Below are 21,997 nucleotides of genomic sequence, written 5' to 3' on the forward strand. Positions count from 1 at the left end.
GTCATTCATCCGGGGCAGGTCAATAATTGGTGGGTCACCGCTGCCAACCCGCCCTCCGCAAGGGTTCAATCGCTCATGGCCGGGAGTGTAAGTCGATGCCGATTACCGTCGGATGCAAATGCGGCAAGCAATTGAAGGTCAAGGACGAACTGGCCGGCAAGGCCGTTCGCTGCCCGGCCTGCAAATCCGCTTTGCGCATTCCCGGCGAACCCGCGGCGGCGGTTGGAAAGACCGGCAAGTCCTCCACCCCGGCGGTGGACGCGAAAGCGGCCCTGCTCAAATTCGAGGCGGCGAAAAAGAAGAAGCATCTCAGCGCCGAAGAAGAGGCCGCCTATCGGGAAGAACACAATAAACTCATCGCCAGTTACGACCAGCTTTCCGGCAAGGGCGCTACCAAGGACGGCAAGCCCGCTCCGCGCCCGACGCAGGTGCTTCCCAAGAAGCCGACGATTTTCACCAAGATCGCCGATGCCTTCGGCGTCGTGTTCGGCACCTTCACGGCCAAGTGGCTGGTGATCTTTCTGCTGCTGGGAGGCGGGGCTGTCGGCAGTGGGTTTCTCGTCAAGTACGTGACCTCCTACGTATCCGACGAGAGCGGGGCGAAGATGAGCAACGAGGAGCGGTCGAAGCTGCTCCTCAGTCAGGTCGCCGATGACATCAAGGCGAAGAAGTGGGATGACGCCAGGGACAAGCTCGACCAGATCATAAGACTCAACAAACGACTCGAGCTGCGCCGCGACTATCGCGACTTCCGCAAGCAGGTCAGCGAGGCTCTTGAGGGTGAGAAAAAATAAGACCCGTCTTGCCGGTTCTCCCCTCTCGCTGCGCTTGCGTGCCAAGCGGATTCGCTTCCATTAACATCCCGCCATGCCACAGATTGAAGTCAGCGCACTGACCAAGACCTTTCGTGTGCCCGAGCGCGAGGGCGGCTTCTGGGCGTCGGTGCGTTCCGTCGTTCGGCGCAGGTACAAGGAGGTCCGCGCCGTCGAGCAGGTCAGTTTCTCCGTTGAAAAGGGCGAGATCGTCGGTTTCCTCGGTCCCAACGGGGCGGGAAAGACGACGACGCTGAAGATGATGTCGGGGCTGTTGCACCCGACGTCGGGCACCTGCTCGGTCATGGGGCATGTTCCGTGGCGGCGCGAGTCGACCTATCTGCGCCGGATCAGCATGCTCATGGGCCAGCGCAGCCAGTTGAGCTGGGACCTGCCGGCGATGGACTCGTTCCTGGTCCACGCCGCGGTGTACGACCTGCCCAAACGAGCATATCAGGAGACCCTCGACGAGTTGGTCACACTGCTGGATATCCGCGACATCCTCAAGAAGCAGGTGCGCACCCTGTCGCTCGGCGAGCGCATGAAATGCGAGATCTGCGTCTCGCTGCTCCACCGGCCCGACGTGCTCTTTCTCGATGAACCGACGATCGGCGTCGATATCACCATGCAGGCGCGCATCCGCGACTTCATCGCCGATTACAACCGGCGCTACGGGGCCACGCTGATTCTCACCAGCCACTACATGGCCGACGTCACGGCGCTGTGCAAGCGGATCATCGTCATCGACCACGGGCGCATTCTCTTTGACGGCCTGCTCGGCGACCTGTCCGCGCGGCTGGCCCCGTTCAAGGTCATCAAGATCGATCTGGACCATCAGGCTGACGGCTACGACTTCGCGGCCCTCGGAGATGTCCTTCAGCGGCAGGAGCGGAAGATCATGCTCCGCGTCGCCAAGAAATCGGCCCCGGCTGTCACCGATCGACTTCTGCGCGACCTGCCGGTTCTCGACCTGACCATTGAGGACCCGCCGATCGAGGATGTCATCTCTCTGGCCTTCGGTCGAAAGGCGGATGAGCCTCAGCCGGCGGGAGTCTCGAAGTGAGAGTCGTCGTTCGCTCATTCGCCGCCTTCCTTCGGGCCGCCGTCGGCACGATGCTTCAGTATCGCGGGGAGATCATCCTCTGGGCCATCTGGGGGCTCATTAACCCCGCCGTTCTTTACGCCATCTGGAGCGCGGCCGCCGAGAGCAACGTCGATCAGACGCTTGCGGGCTTTAGTCGCGGGCAGTTCGCGGCGTACTACTTCTGCATCATGATCATCGGGCACTTCACGACCGCGTGGGATGCCTATGAACTCGGCTATCTCATTCGCAGCGGATCGCTTTCGCCGCAACTTCTTAGGCCCATTCTGCCCATCTGGGCTGCGCTGGCCGCCAACATGGCGTACAAGATCACCACGCTTGCCTTTGTGGGGCCGATGTGGGCCCTGTTCTTCTGGATCGTTCGTCCGACTTTCGACGCCGCGCTGTGGCAGATCGTGCTGGGCATCGTCGCCACGATGCTGGCGGGGGTTCTCAATTTTCTCCTGGGCTATGTGGTCGCGCTGGTCTCTTTCTGGTCGCCCAAGCTCGATGCGGTGGGCGAGGCCTACTTCGGCATCGGCATGATCTTCGGCGGCCGGTTCGCGCCGCTGGCCGCGCTGCCGGGGATTCTTTATCACGCCGCGTACATCCTTCCCTTTCGGTGGATGTACGCCTTTCCGGCGGAGCTGATGATGGGCAAGATCAAGACGCCGGCCGAGGCATTGTCCGGACTCACGATTCAACTTGTCTGGCTCCTGGGCATCGTTTTCGTCTTTCGCTTCGGGTGGAAGGCGGCGGTTCGGCACTATTCGGCGGTGAGCGGTTGATATGAACTTCATGCGCCCCATTCGACTGATCGCCCTGTTCACCAAGGTGAACGTGCAGAACCTCGCCGCCTATCGGTTTGACATGTACATGCGCATCGTCGTCTCGATTCTGCACCTGATCAGCGAACTGATCGGCGTCTATATCATCTTCTCCAACACGCAGGACGTTCGCGGGTGGAAGTGGCAGCACATGCTCGTCCTCGTCGGCGTCTATCGCACGGTCGCGGGCGGCATCCGCATCGCCATCGTTCCGAACATGCGCAAGCTTCTGGAGGACATCCGCGAGGGCACGCTCGATTTTGTGCTGCTCAAGCCCGTCAACGCGCAGTTCCTTGTCAGCATTCGCGAGATTGTGATCTATCGGGTGGTCGATGTACTGCTGGGGCTGAGCATTGCCGTATACGGCTGCGTCAAGCTGACCGGACACGTGCCTGTCGCGCAGGCGATCAATTTCGCCGCGACGCTGGCGGCGGGGTTCACGATCGTCTATGGCGTGTGGCTCATGCTCGGGACGATGTGCTTCTGGTTTGTTCGGGTGCAGAACATTGAGATGGTTTTCTGGAATGTCTTCGAGGCGGGCCGGTTCCCGATCGACATTTATCGCGAGAGCGTCCGCTGGACGCTGACGTACCTCGTCCCGCTCGCCTTTATCACGACGGTTCCCGCCCGGGCTCTGATCTCGGGCGATATGACGGCGGCGCCGACCACGGTGGCATGGGGCTTCGCCCTCGCTGCGGTGATGCTGGTGGTGTCGAACCGGTTTTGGAAATTCGGTCTTCGGCATTACAGCGGGGCCTCGGCGTAGGGCGATTTTTTGCGTGGCGGGCTGGGTTTGGGGGGCACAATCCAAGGTGACAATAGGCGAAAAAAGTTTTTGAAGGCGTTTGTAAGCGCTGTGGCGGGCACGTGTTGGGGCGCTTCGCGGAAAAGGTGAAAAAAGGGGCCAAGGGGAATGCAAAGGCGGTGACACATGGCGATGCGGGGGCCGCAGGTGGCCCGTCGCCAAACGGCAAGCCGCGTCCATGCTCGCGCGGGAAGCGAGGAAGCTAAAGTGACATAAGGTGACACAGCGGATTTTTTTCGGTTGCAAGTCTTGTGGCGGGCGTGTGTTGGGGTGGCGCGCGTTTTCGGTGAAAAACTGCGGAAACGGGTTGGCGGGCTGAGACAGCGCTATGGGGAGGCGCCGGATTTGTGTGTCGGGCATGTGGCACCGGTTGTTTTACGGATGCAATGGTCCCTCATATGAGGATATTTGCTCCGTGTTCGCGCCTGGGGATGAGGGCACGGGATCGCTTGATCGATCATGAGATGGAAATGGCAACCCAATGACGCAAGACATGGGAAGGGATTCCCATTCTAAGTGGGTGCGAGAAAGGAATCTCGCAGCAGCGGACCCCCGGTAATTGACCGGAGGTTAAATGTTAAAGGGGGGATGTGATTGTGCGAAAGACAGCGCCGACGACGAGGAGGAGGACCACGACGCCACCCACAAGGGGTGGCGCTACAGCATCGTGACGAGGATTGGCGAAACGGAATCAGAGCGCGGATGAGAGAGTCGCGGCGGCCCACGTGCGGCTCGCGGGCGAATGCGGTGATGATGGATTACGTCTCGTCGGCGGTGGGGACATATGCCAGGTCGCGGGCGCGTTGGAGGGCGGCGTCGGAGACGCTTGTTTTGGGCGCGCCCAGCGCTTCGCGGACTGAGGCGGCGATGCCGGCGGCGTCGATGCCGCACTCGGCGAGCTGGCCGATGCGGGGGCCGTGGGCCACGAAGCGGTCGGCGGGCATGCCGAGGATGATCACCTTGTCGGCGGCGAGGCCGAGGTCGCCGGCGGTCTCCAGAACGGCGGAACCGAAGCCGCCGCTGACGGAATGATCTTCGACCGTGAGGACCGGGACGCCGAGGGCCAGGGCCGAACCGACCATCTCCTGATCGACCGGCTTGGCGAAGCGGGCGTTGACGACGCGCGTCTCTATACCGTCGACCGAGAGCACCTCAGCCGCATCCAAGGCGGCGCGGCAGGTGGAGCCGTATGCCAGGATCACGGCATCGTCGCCTTCGCGCAGGGTGACGGAGCGGCCCAGCTCGAATGCGGGCGTCTGGCCGTCGGCGAAGAGCGGCTCGGGGATGGTGTCGCGCGGATAGCGGATGGCCGCGGGGGCATCCTGCGACAAGGCAAAGCGAAGGGCGGACTCGATCTCCGCGGCGTCGGCCGGGGCCATCAGGACCATCTTCGGGAAGACGCGGAGATAGGCGATGTCGGCGAAACCGTGATGGACGGGGCCGTCACCACCGACGAGGCCTGCGCGATCGAGGGCGAAGATGACCGGGAGCCCCTGCAGGACGACTTCCTGGAAGATCTGATCGAAGGCGCGCTGGAGGAATGTGGAGTAGATCGCGGTGACGGGACGCATGCCTGCCTTGCACATGCCTGCGGCGATGTCGACGGTGGCGCTTTCGGCGATGCCGCCGTCGAGGTAGCGCTCGGGAATCTGCTCCTGAAACTTGTTCAGCCCGGTGCCGTCGGGCATGGCCGCGGTGAGGGCAAAGACTCGCGAATCCTCGCGGGCGACCTTGATGAGGGCATCGGCGAAGGCGGAGGTATAGCTGACGCCGCCCTTTTGGATCTCGACGCGGCACCCTTCGACCTTGAAGGGCTTGGGGCTGTGGAACTTGGTGGGCTCGGCGAGGGCCCATTCGGCACCCTTGCCCTTTTGCGTGTGAACGTGGAGCAGGACGGGGTGCTGAACGTCCTTGAGGACACCGAGCAGCTCGATGAGATGCTCCAAGTCGTGGCCGTCGGTCGGGCCGACGTAGATGAAGCCCAGCTGCTCGAAGATCTGATGCGGAGAGACAGTGGCCTTGAGGCCCTCTTTCAAGTGATCGAGGGCCTGGAGGGCGGGCTTGCCGATGAGCGGAACGCTGGGCAGGTAGCGCTTCACGCCGCGCTTCAGGTCTTCGTAAACGGTGCTGACGCGGAACTTGGCGAGGTACTCGGCCATGCCGCCCTGGGTGGGGGCGATGCCCATCGAATTGTCGTTGAGCACGACGAGCAGTTGACGGCGCAGGGTGCCGGCCTGATTGAGCCCCTCGAAGGCGACGCCGTTGAAGATGCTGGCGTCGCCGACGACCGCGACGACGCGGCGGTCATCGCTCATGAGCGAAGCGCCGCGGGCCATGCCGACGGCGGTGGCAATGGCGGTGCCGGCGTGGCCGACGTTAAAAAGGTCGTATTCGCTTTCGTCGGTATTTGGAAAGCCGCTGATTCCGCCGGCCTTGCGCAGGGTGTCGAACCGAGCGTGGCGGCCGGTGAGCAGCTTGTGGACGTAGGCCTGGTGGCCGACATCCCAAAGCAAACGATCGTGCTTGAAGTCGAAGACGTGGTGCAAGGCCATTGTCAGTTCGACAACGCCGAGGTTGCTGGCGAGGTGACCTCCGTTCTTGCCGACGACCTGGATGATCCGCTCGCGAATCTCGGTCGCCAACTGGAGAAGCTCGGCCTGCGAAAATGCCCGCAGCGCATCGGGCGAACTCAGTGTGGGTAGGATATTATTCATTCCCGTCGTTCCATGCTCCATCGTTGCGGACGGCCTGTCACTTATCAGGCTGTCCCTCGCTACGTCAGCACTCCCTTGCCACTACGTATCGGGCGAGCGCGACCAGCTTTGCGGCGTGCTCGCCAAATGGTTTCAGTGAATCAATCGCCTTTTGCGTCAGATCATCCGCGAGGCGGCGACTGGCCTCTACTCCTACGACTCGTGGGTAAGTTTGTTTGCCGTTTTGATGGTCGCGGCGTACCGGCTTGCCCAGGGACTCTACAGCCCCGGTTTCATCGAGCAGATCGTCGGCCGCCTGGAAGGCGAGGCCGAGGTGGCGGCCATATCGGACCAGGGCGTCTTGCGTACGGGAATCGGCACGGGCGGCGATGGCGCCCATACGGCAACTCGCCTCGATGAGTCGGGCGGTTTTTGCGGCGTGGATTTGCTCGACGACTTCGACGGAGGGCGGCTGCTTTTCGCCTTCGATGTCGGCGGCCTCACCGCCGATCATTCCGCGCCAGCCGGTGGCGGCGGAGAGCTCGCGGACCATGGCGACGGCCGAGTCGGCGTCGGGGGTGTCGGTGGCGAGGATTTCAAACGCCAGTGCCAGAAGGCCGTCACCGGCGAGGATAGCGGTCGCCTCGCCGAAGGCCTTATGACTGGAAGGTCGGCCGCGGCGGATGTCGTCGTTGTCCAGAGCGGGAAGGTCGTCGTGGATGAGGCTGAAGGTGTGGACGCACTCGACGGCGAGGGCCGCGGGCATTGCCGCCGTCGGCGAACCGCCGCAAAGCTCGGCGGACCAGAGGACGAGGGCCGGTCGAAGGCGCTTGCCCCCCGCTTCCAGGCTGTAGCGCATCGCTTCGAGCAGCCTCAGCGGCGTATTTGCCGGGCCTTCGAGCCATCGACGCATCGCGGCGTCAACCTCGGATGCTGTGGTGCGTAGCGATGTGATGACGTCGTCAGCGATTGCCGTATCCATGCTCGAACTCAATATCAGCCGCCCGGACAAGGCAAACTCCCGTCACGGCCGAAGAAACCGCGATACATCCTAGCCGTTTTGCGGCGGTACGCACGAGGGATTCTGACTAAACTGAACTTTCAAAAAAAATGAGCAATTGCCCCCCGGATGGCAACTTACCCCTTATTCGGCGTCCTGCTACCTGGCGTTCGTCGAGCCGGGCACGACTTCGGCGCCATCGGCGCCGGCGGCCTGGAGGTGCTGAATCTTCAACTCGGCGTCTGACAGGACTCCCCGGCAGCGACGGATCAGGGCCATGCCTTCTTCGTACTGTTTGATCGACTCTTCGAGGCCGATCTTGCCCTGCTCAATGGCCTGGACGATTGTTTCCAGCCGCTTCATGGCTTCTTCGAATGTGGGTTCGGCTTTGGACATAGGCTCTCGTGCCGCCGGGTTAACTTTCGTCGTCCGACGATTCTACACGACTTCGGATTTCTCCGCCTGCCGTCTGGGTGACAATCTGCTCGCCGGCGTCGGTGTCGGCGGGGCTTCGGATCAGGCGACCGTCGGCCGATCGGGTGATGGTGTAGCCGCGTCGCAGGACGGCCTCGGAGCTTGCGGCGAGGATTCGGGCTTCGAGCGCGTCGAGCCCGTGCTGGCAATCCCGCAGGCGAGTTTGCTGGCCGCGAGTCAGGCGATCGGTCAGATGACCGAGGACGATGGCGCCCTGCTGCACGAGGCGGTTGGGCGATGAGACGCGAAGGCGGGATTCGACGGCGGCGAGTCGGCGTTCGAGTTTGAGGTTGAAGTGGCCTTGTGCCCAGCGGAGGCGGTGCTCGATTTCGCCGAGCAATTCGCGGCGGCGGCCTAGCTGGACCTCGGGCCGCACCTTTGCGAGTCTCATTTCGGATTCATGCAGGGCGGCGCTGCATGCGGACAATCGGCGCGAGATCGCCAGGCGCAGGCGGCCGGTGACTTCGTCCAACTGCTGTTGGCGATGGCCGATGCGGCCGAGCGGATCACGGAACCACTCGCAGCGCTCCAGCATGGACAAGCGCGAAGTCGCAGACTCCACGGCGCGCAGGGCGGCGCGGGAGAGGCGGTGGGTTTGCGTGTCGAGCCCTGCGATGAGGTCGGTCAATTGTGGGACGACGAGCTCGGCCGCCGCGGTCGGGGTTGCGGCGCGGAGGTCGGCGACGTAGTCGGCGATGGTGAAGTCGACTTCATGGCCGACGGCGCTGACGATTGGAATCTCGCTGTTGAAGATGGCGCGGGCGACGTGTTCCTCATTAAAGGCCCACAGGTCTTCGAGGGAGCCGCCGCCGCGACCGACGATCATGACGTCGATGCCGCCCAACTTCGCGCTGGATCGATTCACGCGGGCGATGGCGTCGGCGATTTCTTCCTTCGCGCCGTCGCCCTGCACTTTGACGGGGAAGACGTAGATCGACACGCAGGGGTAACGGCGCTCGATGGTTTGCAGGATGTCTCGGATGGCTGCGCCGGTCGGGCTGGTGATGACGGCGATCCGTCTGGGCACGGCGGGAATCGGGCGCTTGCGGGCCGGGTCGAAGAGACCCTCGCGCTCCAGTCGCTCCTTGAGCTGGCGAAAGGCGATCTCCAGCGCGCCGACGCCGCGCGGTTCCAAACGGCGGGCGTAAAGTTGATACTGTCCGCGCGGTTCGTAGACATCGACTTCGCCGGTGACGATGACTTCCATGCCGTCTTCGGGCGCGAAGCGCAACCGGGCCGCGTCGGAACGCCACATGACGCAGCGGACTTCGCTGGATGCGTCTTTCAAGGTGAAATAGACGTGCCCTCCCGACGGCCGGGACAGGTTGGACAATTCGCCGAGGACGCTGACGCTGCCGGGCAGTGCGGCGATGATGGCGGCTTTTACCATCCGGTTCAGGTCGCTGACGGTGTAGAGCTTTGGCGCGGGGGCGGGGAGTTGGGACGCGCCATCTTTGGGGGGCGATTTGGGTTCTTCCGGCGACGGGCCGAAGAGGCTGGGCTCGTCGTCGGGCTTTACCTTGCTTGGGTCGAAGGGCGGCCGGCCGGTTGGCTTTCGCTTGCTCACAGCGGCTCCTTCCAGAATCCGTACTCAAGCGCCTTGTCGGGATCGTCGCAGATGCGCTGCCCCTGCTGAGTGAATCCCAGCTTGAGATAGAGCTTATGGGCGTCGGGCAGCTTTACGTCGCTCCAGGCGATCATGCGATTGATGCCGGATTGACGGCCGTGGTCCATTGCCGTTTCCAGTAGGCGGCGGCCGAGCCGGCGTCCGCGATATTCCGGGAGCAGGTAGAGCCTGTGCAATTCGCACTCGGTCCCGTGAAGCGTCACGCCGACGCAGCCGACGACGCGGTCGGCGTCGAGAGCGATCCAGAACATGCCGCCGCCGCGCAGGTAGTAATCCTCGACGGTATAGAGATCGCGGTGATAGCCGTCGGCCTCCCAGGTGAAGCCGTACTCCTGATAGACGCGCTGGACGACGTCGATCATCGCGTCACGATCGCTCGCCGAATAGGGCACGATGCGAAGATGTTCGCCCATGCGATCCTCCGCCGCCGGCTCAGTCGTCATCGTGGTCCGCGATGGAGGTTCCGTCGGCGTCGACGCGGATTCGTTCGATGTGTGTCGCCTTTCCCGTGTCGCTGTCAACTTTCACCAGGGCCCCGCACATGCGGACGTCGTCGGTGGCGACGTCGAAGGGCGCGGGCAGGCCGGTCATCAGGTAGCGCATGATTCTGTCTTTTCGTCTACCGAGGACGCTGTCGTAGGGCCCGCTCATGCCGAGGTCGGTGATGTAGGCGGTTCCGCGGTCGAGGATGCGTTCGTCGGCGGTCTGGATGTGGGTGTGGGTGCCGAAGACCATGCTCGCGCGTCCATTGAGGTACCAGCCCATCGCCACTTTTTCGCTGGTGGCCTCGGCGTGCATGTCGACGATGACGATGTTGACGTCGCGCGGGAGCTTGGCGAAGACGCGATCGGCGGCGTGAAACGGGCAATCGCAGGGCGGCCGCATGTAGAGTCGTCCCATGATCGAGACGACGGCGACTTTCGGGCCCTTTGCGGTTTGAAAGACCGCGATTTCCTTGCCGACGGATTCGGAAGGATAATTCGCGGGGCGCACGGCGCAATCGGAGCGCTCCAGGACGGGCATGATCTCGCCCTTGCGGTAGATGTGGTCGCCAAGCGTCATGAGGTTGACGCCGTATCGGAGGAATTTGTTGTATAGGAGCTCGGTCAGTCCGGAGCCGGCAGCGGCGTTTTCGACGTTGGCGATGACGCAATCGATGCCGCGCTCCTTGACGAGTCGCGGGACGGCCTGCGAGACGATGGATCGGCCCGGTTTACCGACGACGTCCCCGATGCAGAGGATCGTGATTTCCACTTTTTCCTACCTTCTAGCCGCCCTCCGGCGGGAATGAGTCTTGCGAATAGTTGCGAAGATAATCGCTTCGGCCGTGTGGTGCAAAACGGGGCGACGGATTAATCGCGATGGGTAAAAAAGAAAGAGACCGCGATCGCTCGCGGCCCCTTCGTTCTTTTGGCAATCGAATCACCCGCGGCCGAAAATCGGCATCGGGTCATTCTCAATCCTTAGTAGCGATCGCGACCGCCGCCGCCGCCGCCGTAGCCGCCGCGACCACCGCCGCCGCCGCCAAAGCCGCGACCACCGCCGCCGCCGCCACCGCTACGATTCTCCTTCGGGCGAGCTTCATTGACGGTCAAAGCGCGACCGCCATTCTGCTGGCCGTTCAGGGCATCGATGGCCGCCTGGGCCTCGCTGTCCGAAGCCATTTCCACGAAACCGAAACCCTTGCTCCGGCCAGTCTCGCGATCGGAGATGACCTGGGCGCTGGTGACAGTGCCGTGTGCGGCGAAGAGCTGCTCAAGCTCCGAACCACTCATTGTGAAAGGAAGATTGCCGACATACAGTTTCTTGCCCATTAATCGTAACTCCTAAAAAAACACACAGGGCAATTCGACCCGATCTTTTGCTTTCAGGGTCGACATGAAAGGGTCGGACCTTTCCGACCAAAAGGTGGGATGGGCGAGCCGGCAATGAGTAGCGGAACCTTGCTGAGAAATGTCGCGGACCCTATCGCACGTTCGTTGAACCAAACCAACCGTCTAAATAATAATCTCGGCGATTGCAAGAGTAAAGCAGAAAAAGGACTCCGATTCCCAGGTCGGCCTCTGCCTTCGCGAACGTCGCCAAATGGCTCACTGCACCGCGATTTGCCCCCTTCGGGTTTCGAGGCTGTCCGGCTAACATTGCCGAGCTGACACCAGAAGGGAGTTCGTATGCAAACCCAGCAGGGTACACGGATTGCGATCATTGTTACCGTTATCTGCGGAGGCTGTGCAAAGCCGGCATTCGTGCTGAATCCTGACGCAACGCCAGAAGCGAACTGGGCGGAAAGCGAATCCCGCTACCTCTCCAACGTCCGCCAGCTCACTTTCACGGAAATGGGATTGGACCGTTCCGGCGAGGCGTATTTCAGCCCCGACATGCGGCGCATCATCTTCCAGGCGTATCCCAAAGGCGAGTCGAAATACCAGATGTTCACGCTGGAGCTCGATCAGAACGGCCACGCGCTGCCGGGCACGCTCAAGCAAGTCAGCCCCGGCGGCGGCGCGTGCACCTGCGGGTACTTTGCGCCGGACGGCAAGAGCATCATCTACGCCTCGAGCTATCTTCATCCCGACATGGAGAACCCAAATAAGTATCACCGCGAAGGCAGCACCTACACATGGGACATGCCCGGCGGGATGGACATATTGCGCGCTGACGTCGACGGCTCGAACCCGAAGCAAGTCACCGACACGCCGGGATACGACGCCGAGTGCGCCTTCAGCCCTGACGGGAAATTCATCGTCTTTTCCAGCGACCGCAACGGGAACCCCGACCTATACATCATGCGCGCCGACGGCACGCTTGTGCGCCGACTCACCGACAAACCGGGCTATGACGGCGGGCCGTTTTTTTCACCCGATGGCCAGCGCGTCATTTTCCGCGCCGATCGGAATCAGGACGATCACCTTCAGCTTTTTGTGATCAACGCCGACGGCACCGGCGAGCGGCAGCTCACGACGCACAGCGACATCGTCAATTGGGCCCCCTACTGGCTGCCGGACGGCAAGTCGGTTGTCTTCACGACGAGCATTCACGGGCACCGCAACTACGAGGTCTATTGGCTGAACATCGAAACGGGCGCGCAGCGACGCATCACTTACAGCCCACGCTTCGACGGGCTGCCGGTGATCAGCCCGGACGGCAGGAAGATGATGTGGACGAGCCAGCGCGGGCCGGACGGATCGAGCCAGATCTTCATTGCGGATTTTGACTCGCCCCAATAAACAATCGGCGGCTACCCGTGAGCCTGGGCCCAGCCTTTGGTCGCGAGCAGATATGCGCTGTAGAGCAAAAGTGCCACGAGGGCGTATCGAATGACGCGCACCGGCCAGCGGTGGACCTTCGCCGCGGTGAAGTATGAGGCGATCATCGCCGACGGCACGAGACACAGCGCCAGCATCAGCGACTCACGGATCGTGAATCCGTGCTCGGTCAGCCGGCTGTTCTTCGCAATCGCGCCGACGACGCTCGACCACAAGATCGTGCTGGCCGAATTGGCGATGGCGTTGGTCAGGGGAATGCGCAGGGCCACCTGCTGCGCGGGGACGGCCACCAGCCCCCCGCCGACGCCGAGCAGGCCGCCGAGCAGGCCGGACGGCAGGCCGACGGCGGCCACGATCAGCGACTTGGACAACTTCGCCGAGTCCGCCTCCGTCATCTTCTGAAAACGGTGACCCGATCCAAGCCTTATGAGGTTGTAGGCGATCACGTAAGCCAGAAACGCGGCGAACGTAATCTGCAAATACCCCTGACCGCTGCCGCGAAACATCGGCAGCTCGCTGACGAACACACCCAGCACCGCGCCGACGATCGCGCTGGGAATCATCCATCGAGTAACGGGCCGCAGCATCGCCCGCACCTGAGTGTGCCGCAGGACCGCCGGCCCGACGACGAAGAAGTTCACGATCATCGCCGCCGCTTGATAGAGATGCTGCTTGTCCGGTCCGAGCAGCAGGACCAACCCGGGGATCATCACCGCGGAGCCGCCGATACCCAGCAGCCCGCCGCTGGCGCCGCCCGCAAGTCCGATGATCACCAGCCAGAAATACGTCATGTGCTGTTCGTCGTTGGCAACAGTGTCTGCACCCGACTTCGACAGTAATCAGCCGTCGCCCTAAAATCAAAGGCTGGATGTCACCTCACCTGATCGACAGACTCATCGAGAATCTCCCCGCCTTTGCGCTTATCGGGACGCTGATCATCGCCAGCGCCATGGCCTCGGCGAGCGAGACCGCGCTCTTCGCGCTGACGCGCAAGCAACTTCAGGATCTGGCGGGGTTCAATACCGTCAGTGCTCGAAAAGTCGCCCAGCTTCGGGCCGATCCGCGCGGGCTTCTGTCCACGCTTCTGCTGACCAATACAGCGATCAACATGCTGTTGTATTCCGTCCTGGGGGTCACGTCGGTCCGGCTTTCCGGCGGATCGACGGCCGTGGCGACGGTCTTCGGCATTGGTGGTTTTGTGGTCACCGTGTTCGGGGCGGAAATCCTCCCCAAACAAATCGCACTGATACTCAGCGTCAAGCTCTCGCTGATGATCGCGCCCGCCATTCGGGGTCTGGTCATTGCAACGTCCCCCCTTCGCTGGCTGCTGGAGAACGTCTTCGTTGAGCCTCTGATTCGGCTGGTCAGCGGCACGACGCTGCCGGCCTCATCGATCGCCGCGGAAGAATTGCAGGAGCTTGTCAGCATCTGCGAGGACGGCGGGCTGATTGATGATCGAGAAAACAGAATCATTCATCACGTCTTCGAGCTGGCCGAAACGCGCGTCAGCGCCCTGATGGTGCCACGGGTGGACTTCAGCGCCTTCAATATTGCGCATGATCGCCACGACCTCGAAAAGCTGTTCAAGACCGCCCGGCTTCTGCGAATGCCCGTCTATGAAGGCACGATCGACAACATCATCGGAACCGTCGCCGCACGTGATACGTTTCTGTATCCGGACAAGCCGATCCGCGAGATGCTCAAGCCGGTTCAATTCGTACCCGAACAGGCGGGCGCCGAGTCGGTTCTCCAGCACTTTCGGCATACGGGCACGCAGATGGCCATCGTGGTGGATGAGTACGGCGGGCTCGCCGGGGTCATCGCCATGGAGGATATCGTCGAGGCCATCGTCGGAAATCTCTCGGCGCCGGGCGAGACGGGCGATGAACCGCGCCTCGTTCGATTAGGCCCCAACACGTTCACCGTCGATGCCGCCATGGACATTGACGACTTCCGCCGGGCCTTTGAGCTTCCCATCGAGGACACGCGATTCGAAACGGTGGGCGGCCTCATCGTCGAGTCATTCGGCAGGCTGCCGGAACCCGGCGACGAAGTGACGATCGGCCATGTGGTCTTGCGCGTCATGGTCATGCGGAAGCGGCGCGTATTTCGGGCCATGGTGACACTTCTCAAACCGACCGGGGAAAACGCCGACCTGTCGCTGCTGCTCGCCGCCGACGCCAAATCGACGGCCGATCGTCGGGAAGGAGGCGCCGCATGATCCTGGCCGAGTTGAGCCCAATGGAAGCCACGGTCGGATTTGCGTTCTGCGCCCTCTGCGTGATTTTCTCCGGCCTTTATAGCGGCGCCGAGACCGGGCTTTATTGTGTCAGCCGGCTGCGGCTGTCCGTCGCGGCATACCGAAAGAACAAGCGAGCGATGCTCTTGCAGGATCTCCTGCACCATCGGCCTGATTCCCTTGCCACCGTGCTGATCGGCACCAACATTGCGAACTATCTGGCCCCGCTCTCCCTGGCCTTTCTCATTTTGAAAAGCGCCTCCCCGAATCTCACCGAACGCCAGGCCGCCGGAAGCGCCGAGTTCTACACGACCGTCATCCTCACGCCGATGATCTTTATTTTTGGGGAAATCGTCCCCAAGAATCTATTCCAGCGACATGCCGATCGCTTCATGCCTCACATTGCCCCGATGCTTGTCTTTTCGCGAAGGCTCTTCCGGCTCGCCGGTTTGATCGGGCTTCAAAGATGGATCGGCACGCTTTTCCTCAAGCACAGCGCGTCGCCCGGCACCGGCACGTTTCTCGGGTCCAGGGCCCAGATGTATCAGCTTCTTCACGAGGGCGCGGCCGAGGGGAATCTGACGCGAACTCAGATCGACATGCTGGAAAGCGCCCACAAGCTGCGCGGGATTCCGGTCACGGCGGTCATGGTTCCGCTTTCCCGGATCGTCATGTTGCGAAGTGATATGGCCATGAAGGACATTCGCGGGGTGATACAGTCATCGCGGCATTCGCGACTGCCCGTCTATTCGGGTGAGCGCAAGCAAATCATCGGGGTGGCCCACCTGCTCGATTTGATCTACATGGGTGAAAACGATCGGCTCGATCGGGTCATCCGAGAGATCCCTCGCGTCACCGCCCAGACGACGGTTCTCGACACGCTCGCTGTTCTACAACTGAAGCGCCGGCGGATCGCCGCGATCGAGGACGCCGCGGGCCATTGCCTCGGGATCGTCACCGTCAAGGATCTGGCGGAGGAACTGATCGGAGAGATCACCGCGTGGTGAGTCTGTTCGCGTTTTCGGCGCCGTTTCGCGGTGCGGAGAGCGGATCAGGCCCGCCTATTTTGTCAGGGCCTTGGCGCTTTCCAGATAGCCGAGCACCTTCTTCATTGATTCCTTCGAGGATTCGTCGGCCAGGGCCACCGCCTCGCGCTGGGTGGCAATCGCCGCGTCGAGCATCCCGAGCTGGCACTGGACCTCGGCCAACGCCGTGAGGATGTCCACGTCGCGTCGCTTGGTCAGCTCCACGGCGCGCGATGCGCTGCGATACATGAGGCCCGCGTTGCGATCGGCGATGGGCTTCTGCAATTCGAACTCCACCAGATCGACCAGTGAATCCGGATGGTCCTGCATGGCCGCTTCGATTTTCTGGTCCCAGGCGGCTACCTGGTCCTGCATCTCGTACTCCGCCATCAACTGGCGGCGAATCAGGTAGGGTTGAAGTTCCTGCGGCTTGAGCGCGATCATCTCGTCGAGCGTCTTGAAGATCTTCTCCTTGTCGCCGTCGGTGTAGGCGGACTTCAACGTGTCCATCAGCTCTTCGTACTTCTCGGTGGTGGCGGCGGCCTTCTTGGCTACTTCGACGTTGTAGGTGCCGGCGAGGACCCCTTCGACCGCGTCATCCATCGCCGGATCGAGCGGGTTACCGGTCCAGATCACGATGCCCTTGCGATCCACGATGAAAGCGTGGGGAATCGACTCGATGTCGGCCATGTAGGTCGAGTTGGTCGCCATATCATCGTCCGATGCGACGTGGTAGGGCATCTCCAGCTTCTTGTTGGAGGCGTTCTTCTTCAGGAACTTTTCGATGGTCTCCGGTTCCTCGTTGCTCACGCTGATGATGACCAGGCCGTCCTTGCCGTGCTTGCGATGCAGCTCGCCCAGATGAGGAATGCTCTTGAGGCAGGGCGGGCACCATGTGGCCCAGAACTCCACGAGAAAGACGTGCTTCTCGCCGCCCTTTTCATTCGGCAGCGCGGGCGGAGCGGACGTCATCCACTTGCCCGCCTTTACCGCCGGGGCCTTGTCGCCGATCTTCAACCCCGCCTGCGCGGGAATCGTGACCGCCAATACCGCCACAACACACGCGCCCATCAGAAACCTGGTCATGCTGGACTCCCAATCGCAAGGGCGACCTGCGCCGCCGAGGGCAAATCAGCCCTTTATAGTAATTCCGGCCCCTGCCGGCGCCACGCGGCGCGGCGGAAGTCCGCTGCAATGGTTATTCTATCTGTCATGGACCCGCACGCCATGAGGGCTGTCCCACTGACCCAGCTACCCCTGCGACGCGGCCCGGTCCATGCCTGTCCCTACCTGCCGGGACGAACGGCCGTCAATGAGTATACGTTCGCGCCCCTGCTTCCGCCTCAAGACTATCTGGCCCTGATGGATCGCGGTTTTCGAAGGAGCGGGGAGTTCGTCTATCGTCCGGTCTGTGACGGATGCCGCGAATGCGTTCCAATTCGCGTTCCCGTGGCGAGATTCACGCCGAGCCGGTCGCAGCGTCGCGTTCTACGGCGTAATACCGACGTCCGGGTCGCATGGGGGACGCCGGAGCCCTCGACCGCGAAGTACGAGCTGTTTGTCCGTTACCTCCGTCATCAGCACGACGGGAGCATGAGCGAAGAGCGCGAGGACTTCGAGGATTTCCTTTATAAGTCCCCCACGCAATCGCTGGAGATGACCTACACGGTGCTCGACAGGATCATCGCGGTCGGCATCCTCGACCTCTGTCCGACCGCCATCTCCTCCGTCTATTTCTATTTCGATCCTGACGAGTCGTGGCGAAGCCCGGGCGTCTTCGGGGGTTTGTGCGAGATCGAGGAATGCCGGCGTCGCGCTCTGCCCTACTGGTATCTGGGGTTTTACGTCAATGACTGCGCGCGGATGAACTACAAGGCCGCGTTCCGGCCTCATCAACTGCTCGACTCTTCCATGCAATGGGTCGATCGATGTTCGGCGTAAGGCTGCACGCCGCAACCTGCCTCCAAAAATAACTCATCTGTAAAACGGCCGGACCGATAGTTCCTGTGCCGGGGACCGGCCAGCATGTTGACGACCCCATCCCGCAAGGATTGCGGGAAGCGTGCTTCGCAATTCAGGCTGCGAGGGCCTGGCGGAAAGCACCAACGGGCCGTCTGCGTGCCGCAATCATTATTAGGCGTATGGGGCCGCTTGGGGGGGCGGCCTCGTGCGTCATTTATCTCCGGCTTCTTTCCGCTCTCACTTCATCTCATGCCGACCCTGCCCTGCACCGATAAGTCAGTGCGTGGGACCCGCTCGCCATCAGCCCACGCGTACTCGCCATGCGAGAAACGCCTCGCCGATCAGGTGAACATCATGCTGCAAGTCGAGACACTCGAAGCGATCAAGCGGTCCGCCTCTATTCCGTCGATGCCGATGGTGGCGACGCGTTGCTATGAAATGACGCAGGATCCGCACTGCGACCTGAACAAGCTGGTCGAGCTCCTGGGCACCGACCCGGGGATCGCCGCGGTTGTCCTGCGGCTCTCCAACTCGTCGCTGTTCGGGTTGACCCGTCAGGTCTCTTCGCTGCACCAGGCGATGACGCTGCTGGGCATCAAGCGCGTTCGCGAACTGGTGCTCACGCGCTACCTGGTTCAGAAGACTCAGGAGATGACCACCGACCTCATCGACATCAACTACTACTGGCGGCGGTCGCTGGCCACGGCGATCCTGTCGGGCAAGTTTGCGGATGTCCTGTCGCCTACGCAGCGGGATGAGGCCTTTATCTGCGGATTGCTGGCCGATCTGGGCGTTATCGTGATGGCGCGGTGCATGCCGCAGGTTTACGCCCCCATCGTCGCGAACTACCGGCCGCACGGCACCGAGGACTGGATTCACGCCGAGTACAACGTCATGGGCGTTTCACACGGCGAAATCACGGCCCTCATCCTCGAACAGTGGAACCTGCCGGCCAGCGTGGTTGAAGGCGCGCGCTATCATCATGCCAGTCATGGCGACCTGCCCGCCAACTCGGCCGGCGCGAGGCTGGCCAGGATCATCGGCGCGGGCAGCATCATCGCCAAGACGCTGTGCGAGACGATGGACCCCGAGGTGGCCCTCAAGTCCTGCATCGAAGGCATGGAGCGCGTCAATCTCGATGTGTCGGTGCTGGCCAAGGCGCTCGACGGCCTGGAGCAGCAGATCGAGGACATGGCCAATCTGCTTCAGGTCGAAGTACTGTCCAGCCGGATCTTCTCTGTCATCAGCAAACTACTGACGCAGACGATCGACGCCGGTACGCCTGTGTCCGTCGGCTAGTGCTCCGTCATCGTTAGCTTTGCGGGTTATTTTTGGAAAGGGTCGATGTTCATGATTGGATGGCCGTGGATGGCCTGTTGATCATGGAGGATCGGCGATGAAACGGTATGTGGTTCGGCTGGAGGCGGTGGAGCGGCGGCGATTAAAGGAGTTGGTTTCGACGGGCAGGGCGGCGGCCTACAAAATTCGGCACGCGAACATTCTGCTTCAGGCGGATGAATCGAAGTCACGACCGGGCTGGCCCGATACGCGGATCGCAGAAGGCCTGGCGGTGTCGGTTCGGAGCATCGAGTACCTGCGGAAGCGGTTTGTAGAGGAAGGATTGAGGCCTGTTTGGCACCGAAGAAACGGCCCTTCCCGCCGGTGGCGCCAAAGTTCGACGGCCGCAAGGAGGCCAAACTTGTGGCCGTGGCCTGCTCGCAGCCGCCGAAGGGATACGAACGTTGGTCGCTCCGGCTGCTGGCCGACCGGGTGGTGGAATTGAAGATCGTGGACGCGGTGTCCCATGAGACGATCCGGCGTGTTCTTCAAAAACGAGTTGAAACCGTGGCAGAAGAAGATGTGGTGCATTCCGCCGGACCAGGATGCGGCGTTCGTCTGTGCGATGGAAAATGTTCTGAGGTTTATCACCGGCCCTATGATCCGAAACGCCCGGTGGTCTGTTTCGATGAGAAGTCCAAGCAACTGGTCTCGGAGGTACGTCGGCCGATGGCGGCGAAGCGGGGTCAGGCGGCGCGGTATGACTATGAATACGAGCGCAATGGGACGGCGAATTTGTTTGTCTTCGTGGAGCCGCTCAAAGGTTGGCGGCAGGTGACGGTGACGTCGCGGCGTTGCAAAACCGACTTTGCCGGCCAGATGCGGGCGCTGGTGGACCTCCACTACCGCCGTGCGGAGAAGATCACCGTGGTGATGGACAATCTCAACACCCACACCGTGTCGAGCCTTTATGCCGCCTTCCCTCCAGCCGAGGCAAGACGGCTGATGGACAAGCTGGACGTGGTGCATACGCCCAAGCATGGATCGTGGTTGAATATGGCGGAGATCGAGTTCAGCGTGATGGAAAAGCAGGCTCTCAACGGCCGCGTCCCCGATGAAAAGGCCCTAACAAAGCAAGTGAAGGCATGGGAATCAAATCGGAACCATCGATCCAAACGAATCAACTGGCAGTTCACCACCGATGATGCCCGCGTGAAGCTCCATCGGCTTTACCCGCAAATTGAAACATGACGGAGTACTAAAGCGGCTTGCGCATCTGCGTAGCGTCCGGCGCCTCTGCCGGACGTGAATCGCAAGGAACATTTCCTGATATACAACGCTGCATCAACGCGCAATCTGCCATAGAGGACCAAACGCCGTTGGCGTAATACTCGAAGACGACGTTTCCTGAATATGGCAAGAGGTAAACAAGCAAGCCCGCAGGGACTTCCATTCTGTTATATCCTTGTGAAACTCCGGCTTGGATTCGGAATAGTTGCGTCAACGAAATCGCAGATATGAAGAAGTAGGCCGCATCGGGTGTTGATGCCCGTGGCGCGCAGTCATTCTCGAACCGTCGATCATCATACTTGTGCTTGTTGCATGACGGACGCTCATTCGCCGGACAGCAAGGTCTTGCACCTGAAACCGGCATCATCGGCTGTGCCAATCCCCCTGCACCACGTAGCGCTGCGTGGTCAGTTCCTCGAGTCCCATCGGGCCATATGCGTGGATCTTGCTCGTGCTGATGCCGATCTCCGCGCCGAGGCCGAGTTGAAATCCGTCGTTAAACCGCGTCGAGGCGTTCACCAGCACGCAGGATGAATGCACCTCGTCAACGAAGCGCTTCTGATGCGCTGCGTTGTTCGAGAGAATCGCCTCGGTGTGATTCGACCCGTAGCGACGGATGTGCTCGATGGCCGCGGCGATGTCCGGCACGACGCGGCACGCAACAATCAAATCAAGGTATTCATGTCCCCAGTCCCCGTCGGTCGCCGCCGCGGCCGTCGGCGCGAGTCTCTGCACCGTTTCATCGCCGCGCAGCTCGACGCCGTCGGCGGCCAGTCGCCGGGCAAGCTGCGGAACAAAGTCGGCGGCGATCTTCTCGTGAACGAGCAGGGCCTCCACCGCATTGCACGTCGCCGGACCGCTGGTCTTGGCCGTCGCACAGATGTTCACGGCTCTCTCCAGGTCCGCCGACTCATCGACGAAGATGTGACAGACGCCGTGGAAATGCTGCACCATCGGGATGCGCGAGTGTTCGTGCACGAACCGGATCAGCTCCGTCCCGCCGCGCGGAATGACCAGGTCGATGTACTGATCGAGCCGCAGCAAGGCCTTGATCTCCTCCCGATCCGAGGTCGTCAGAAGTGTCACCGAATCGGCACTCACGTCATGCTTCGCAAGCGACTGCGTCGCCAGATTCGCCAGTATCCGATTCGAGTTTGCCGCCTCGCGGCCGCCCTTGAGGATGCAGGCGTTGCCGCTCTTGAAGCACAGGGCAAATGCGTCGATCGTCACGTTCGGCCGGGCCTCGTAGATCATCATGATCACGCCGATCGGGCATCGAACCTTGCGCACGCGAAGGCCGCTCGGCACCGCCGCGTCGCGCGTGACCTGGCCGACTGGGTCAGGTAGCGCGGCGACCTGTCTCAGGCCTTCGGCCAACTGCTGGATGCCCGCGTCGGTCAATGTCAGCCGGCGAATCTTGGCGTCGCCCAGTCCCGCCTCGCGCGCCGCACCCAGATCGAGGGCGTTGGCCTCCTTGATCGCAGCGGCATTAGTCTCGATGAGACCCGCCATTGTCGTGAGGCAGACGTTCTTCGTCGCCGTGGAAAGACCGGCAAGAGCCGCGGCCGCCGACCGGGCGCGCTGGGCGAGCTTTTCGATGTCTCTCTCCATGAGCGGT

At 62.0% G+C, this 21,997-nt stretch carries 19 protein-coding genes and 1 pseudogene; 10 read left to right on the forward strand and 10 right to left on the reverse strand.

What is annotated here, in order from left to right; all coding sequences use genetic code 11:
- Positions 1-95: 95 nt before the first annotated feature.
- The 4 genes from HS101_19140 to HS101_19155 all read left to right on the forward strand — a co-directional run bounded on the left by HS101_19140 (position 96) and on the right by HS101_19155 (position 3,486).
- Complete coding sequence (locus HS101_19140) at positions 96-794, forward strand: hypothetical protein (GenBank protein MBE7508379.1); 699 nt, start codon at positions 96-98, stop codon at positions 792-794.
- 73 nt (positions 795-867) lie between these two features.
- The gene (locus HS101_19145; GenBank protein MBE7508380.1) at positions 868-1,875 is read left to right on the forward strand and encodes an ATP-binding cassette domain-containing protein; all 1,008 of its coding nucleotides are present in this window, start codon (positions 868-870) and stop codon (positions 1,873-1,875) included.
- Positions 1,872-2,681: an ABC-2 family transporter protein gene (locus HS101_19150; protein MBE7508381.1), complete on the forward strand. Its 810-nt coding sequence runs from the start codon at positions 1,872-1,874 to the stop codon at positions 2,679-2,681. Before HS101_19145 ends, HS101_19150 begins: the two co-directional genes overlap by 4 nt.
- A gap of 1 nt (position 2,682) precedes the next feature.
- On the forward strand, positions 2,683-3,486 hold the full coding sequence (locus tag HS101_19155; protein MBE7508382.1) for an ABC-2 family transporter protein: 804 nt from the start codon (positions 2,683-2,685) through the stop codon (positions 3,484-3,486).
- A gap of 797 nt (positions 3,487-4,283) precedes the next feature.
- Here HS101_19155 and HS101_19160 read toward each other — a convergent pair.
- From HS101_19160 to HS101_19190, 7 genes are all read right to left on the reverse strand, one after another.
- Positions 4,284-6,239, reverse strand: coding sequence for a 1-deoxy-D-xylulose-5-phosphate synthase (locus HS101_19160; GenBank protein MBE7508383.1), 1,956 nt, complete (start codon positions 6,237-6,239; stop codon positions 4,284-4,286).
- A 64-nt stretch (positions 6,240-6,303) separates the two neighbouring features.
- Positions 6,304-7,200 (reverse strand): polyprenyl synthetase family protein, encoded by an 897-nt coding sequence (locus tag HS101_19165; protein MBE7508384.1) that lies wholly within the window; start codon positions 7,198-7,200, stop codon positions 6,304-6,306.
- A gap of 177 nt (positions 7,201-7,377) precedes the next feature.
- Positions 7,378-7,614 carry an exodeoxyribonuclease VII small subunit gene (gene xseB / locus HS101_19170; protein MBE7508385.1) on the reverse strand — a complete coding sequence of 79 codons (237 nt, stop codon included), beginning with the start codon at positions 7,612-7,614 and terminating at the stop codon, positions 7,378-7,380.
- 19 nt (positions 7,615-7,633) lie between these two features.
- Positions 7,634-9,259, reverse strand: coding sequence for an exodeoxyribonuclease VII large subunit (gene xseA, locus HS101_19175; GenBank protein MBE7508386.1), 1,626 nt, complete (start codon positions 9,257-9,259; stop codon positions 7,634-7,636).
- Positions 9,256-9,732 carry a GNAT family N-acetyltransferase gene (locus HS101_19180; protein MBE7508387.1) on the reverse strand — a complete coding sequence of 159 codons (477 nt, stop codon included), beginning with the start codon at positions 9,730-9,732 and terminating at the stop codon, positions 9,256-9,258. Before HS101_19180 ends, xseA begins: the two co-directional genes overlap by 4 nt.
- Positions 9,733-9,751: 19 nt before the next feature.
- Positions 9,752-10,573, reverse strand: a complete 822-nt coding sequence (locus HS101_19185; protein MBE7508388.1) for a TIGR00282 family metallophosphoesterase — start codon at positions 10,571-10,573, stop codon at positions 9,752-9,754.
- A gap of 209 nt (positions 10,574-10,782) precedes the next feature.
- Entirely contained in the window at positions 10,783-11,133 is a 351-nt protein-coding gene (locus HS101_19190) for an RNA-binding protein (protein MBE7508389.1), read from the reverse strand.
- A gap of 357 nt (positions 11,134-11,490) precedes the next feature.
- On the opposite strand from HS101_19190, the gene HS101_19195 reads away from it, so the two are divergent.
- Positions 11,491-12,546, forward strand: coding sequence for a TolB family protein (locus tag HS101_19195; protein ID MBE7508390.1), 1,056 nt, complete (start codon positions 11,491-11,493; stop codon positions 12,544-12,546).
- Between the two features lie 11 nt (positions 12,547-12,557).
- Here the strand turns inward: HS101_19195 and HS101_19200 are convergent, their stop codons facing one another.
- A complete protein-coding gene (locus HS101_19200; GenBank protein MBE7508391.1) occupies positions 12,558-13,376 on the reverse strand; it encodes a sulfite exporter TauE/SafE family protein in 819 nt (272 codons plus the stop codon).
- 77 nt (positions 13,377-13,453) lie between these two features.
- On the opposite strand from HS101_19200, the gene HS101_19205 reads away from it, so the two are divergent.
- Positions 13,454-14,806 carry an HlyC/CorC family transporter gene (locus tag HS101_19205; GenBank protein MBE7508392.1) on the forward strand — a complete coding sequence of 451 codons (1,353 nt, stop codon included), beginning with the start codon at positions 13,454-13,456 and terminating at the stop codon, positions 14,804-14,806.
- A complete protein-coding gene (locus HS101_19210; protein MBE7508393.1) occupies positions 14,803-15,831 on the forward strand; it encodes a DUF21 domain-containing protein in 1,029 nt (342 codons plus the stop codon). Before HS101_19205 ends, HS101_19210 begins: the two co-directional genes overlap by 4 nt.
- A gap of 54 nt (positions 15,832-15,885) precedes the next feature.
- On the opposite strand, the gene HS101_19215 is transcribed toward HS101_19210, so the two are convergent.
- Complete coding sequence (locus HS101_19215; GenBank protein ID MBE7508394.1) at positions 15,886-16,935, reverse strand: TlpA family protein disulfide reductase; 1,050 nt, start codon at positions 16,933-16,935, stop codon at positions 15,886-15,888.
- 108 nt (positions 16,936-17,043) lie between these two features.
- On the opposite strand from HS101_19215, the gene HS101_19220 reads away from it, so the two are divergent.
- The 3 genes and pseudogenes from HS101_19220 to HS101_19230 all read left to right on the forward strand — a co-directional run bounded on the left by HS101_19220 (position 17,044) and on the right by HS101_19230 (position 20,340).
- Complete coding sequence (locus HS101_19220; protein ID MBE7508395.1) at positions 17,044-17,790, forward strand: arginyltransferase; 747 nt, start codon at positions 17,044-17,046, stop codon at positions 17,788-17,790.
- A gap of 375 nt (positions 17,791-18,165) precedes the next feature.
- A complete protein-coding gene (locus tag HS101_19225) occupies positions 18,166-19,110 on the forward strand; it encodes an HDOD domain-containing protein (GenBank protein MBE7508396.1) in 945 nt (314 codons plus the stop codon).
- A 97-nt stretch (positions 19,111-19,207) separates the two neighbouring features.
- Positions 19,208-20,340 (forward strand): annotated as a pseudogene (locus tag HS101_19230) (IS630 family transposase).
- Positions 20,341-20,742: 402 nt separating this feature from the next.
- Here HS101_19230 and HS101_19235 read toward each other — a convergent pair.
- The gene (locus HS101_19235) at positions 20,743-21,990 is read right to left on the reverse strand and encodes a glutamate-5-semialdehyde dehydrogenase (protein ID MBE7508397.1); all 1,248 of its coding nucleotides are present in this window, start codon (positions 21,988-21,990) and stop codon (positions 20,743-20,745) included.
- Positions 21,991-21,997 lie beyond the last annotated feature (7 nt).

This window comes from Planctomycetia bacterium (assembly GCA_015075745.1).
Classification (GTDB): Bacteria; Planctomycetota; Phycisphaerae; order UBA1845; family UTPLA1; genus UTPLA1.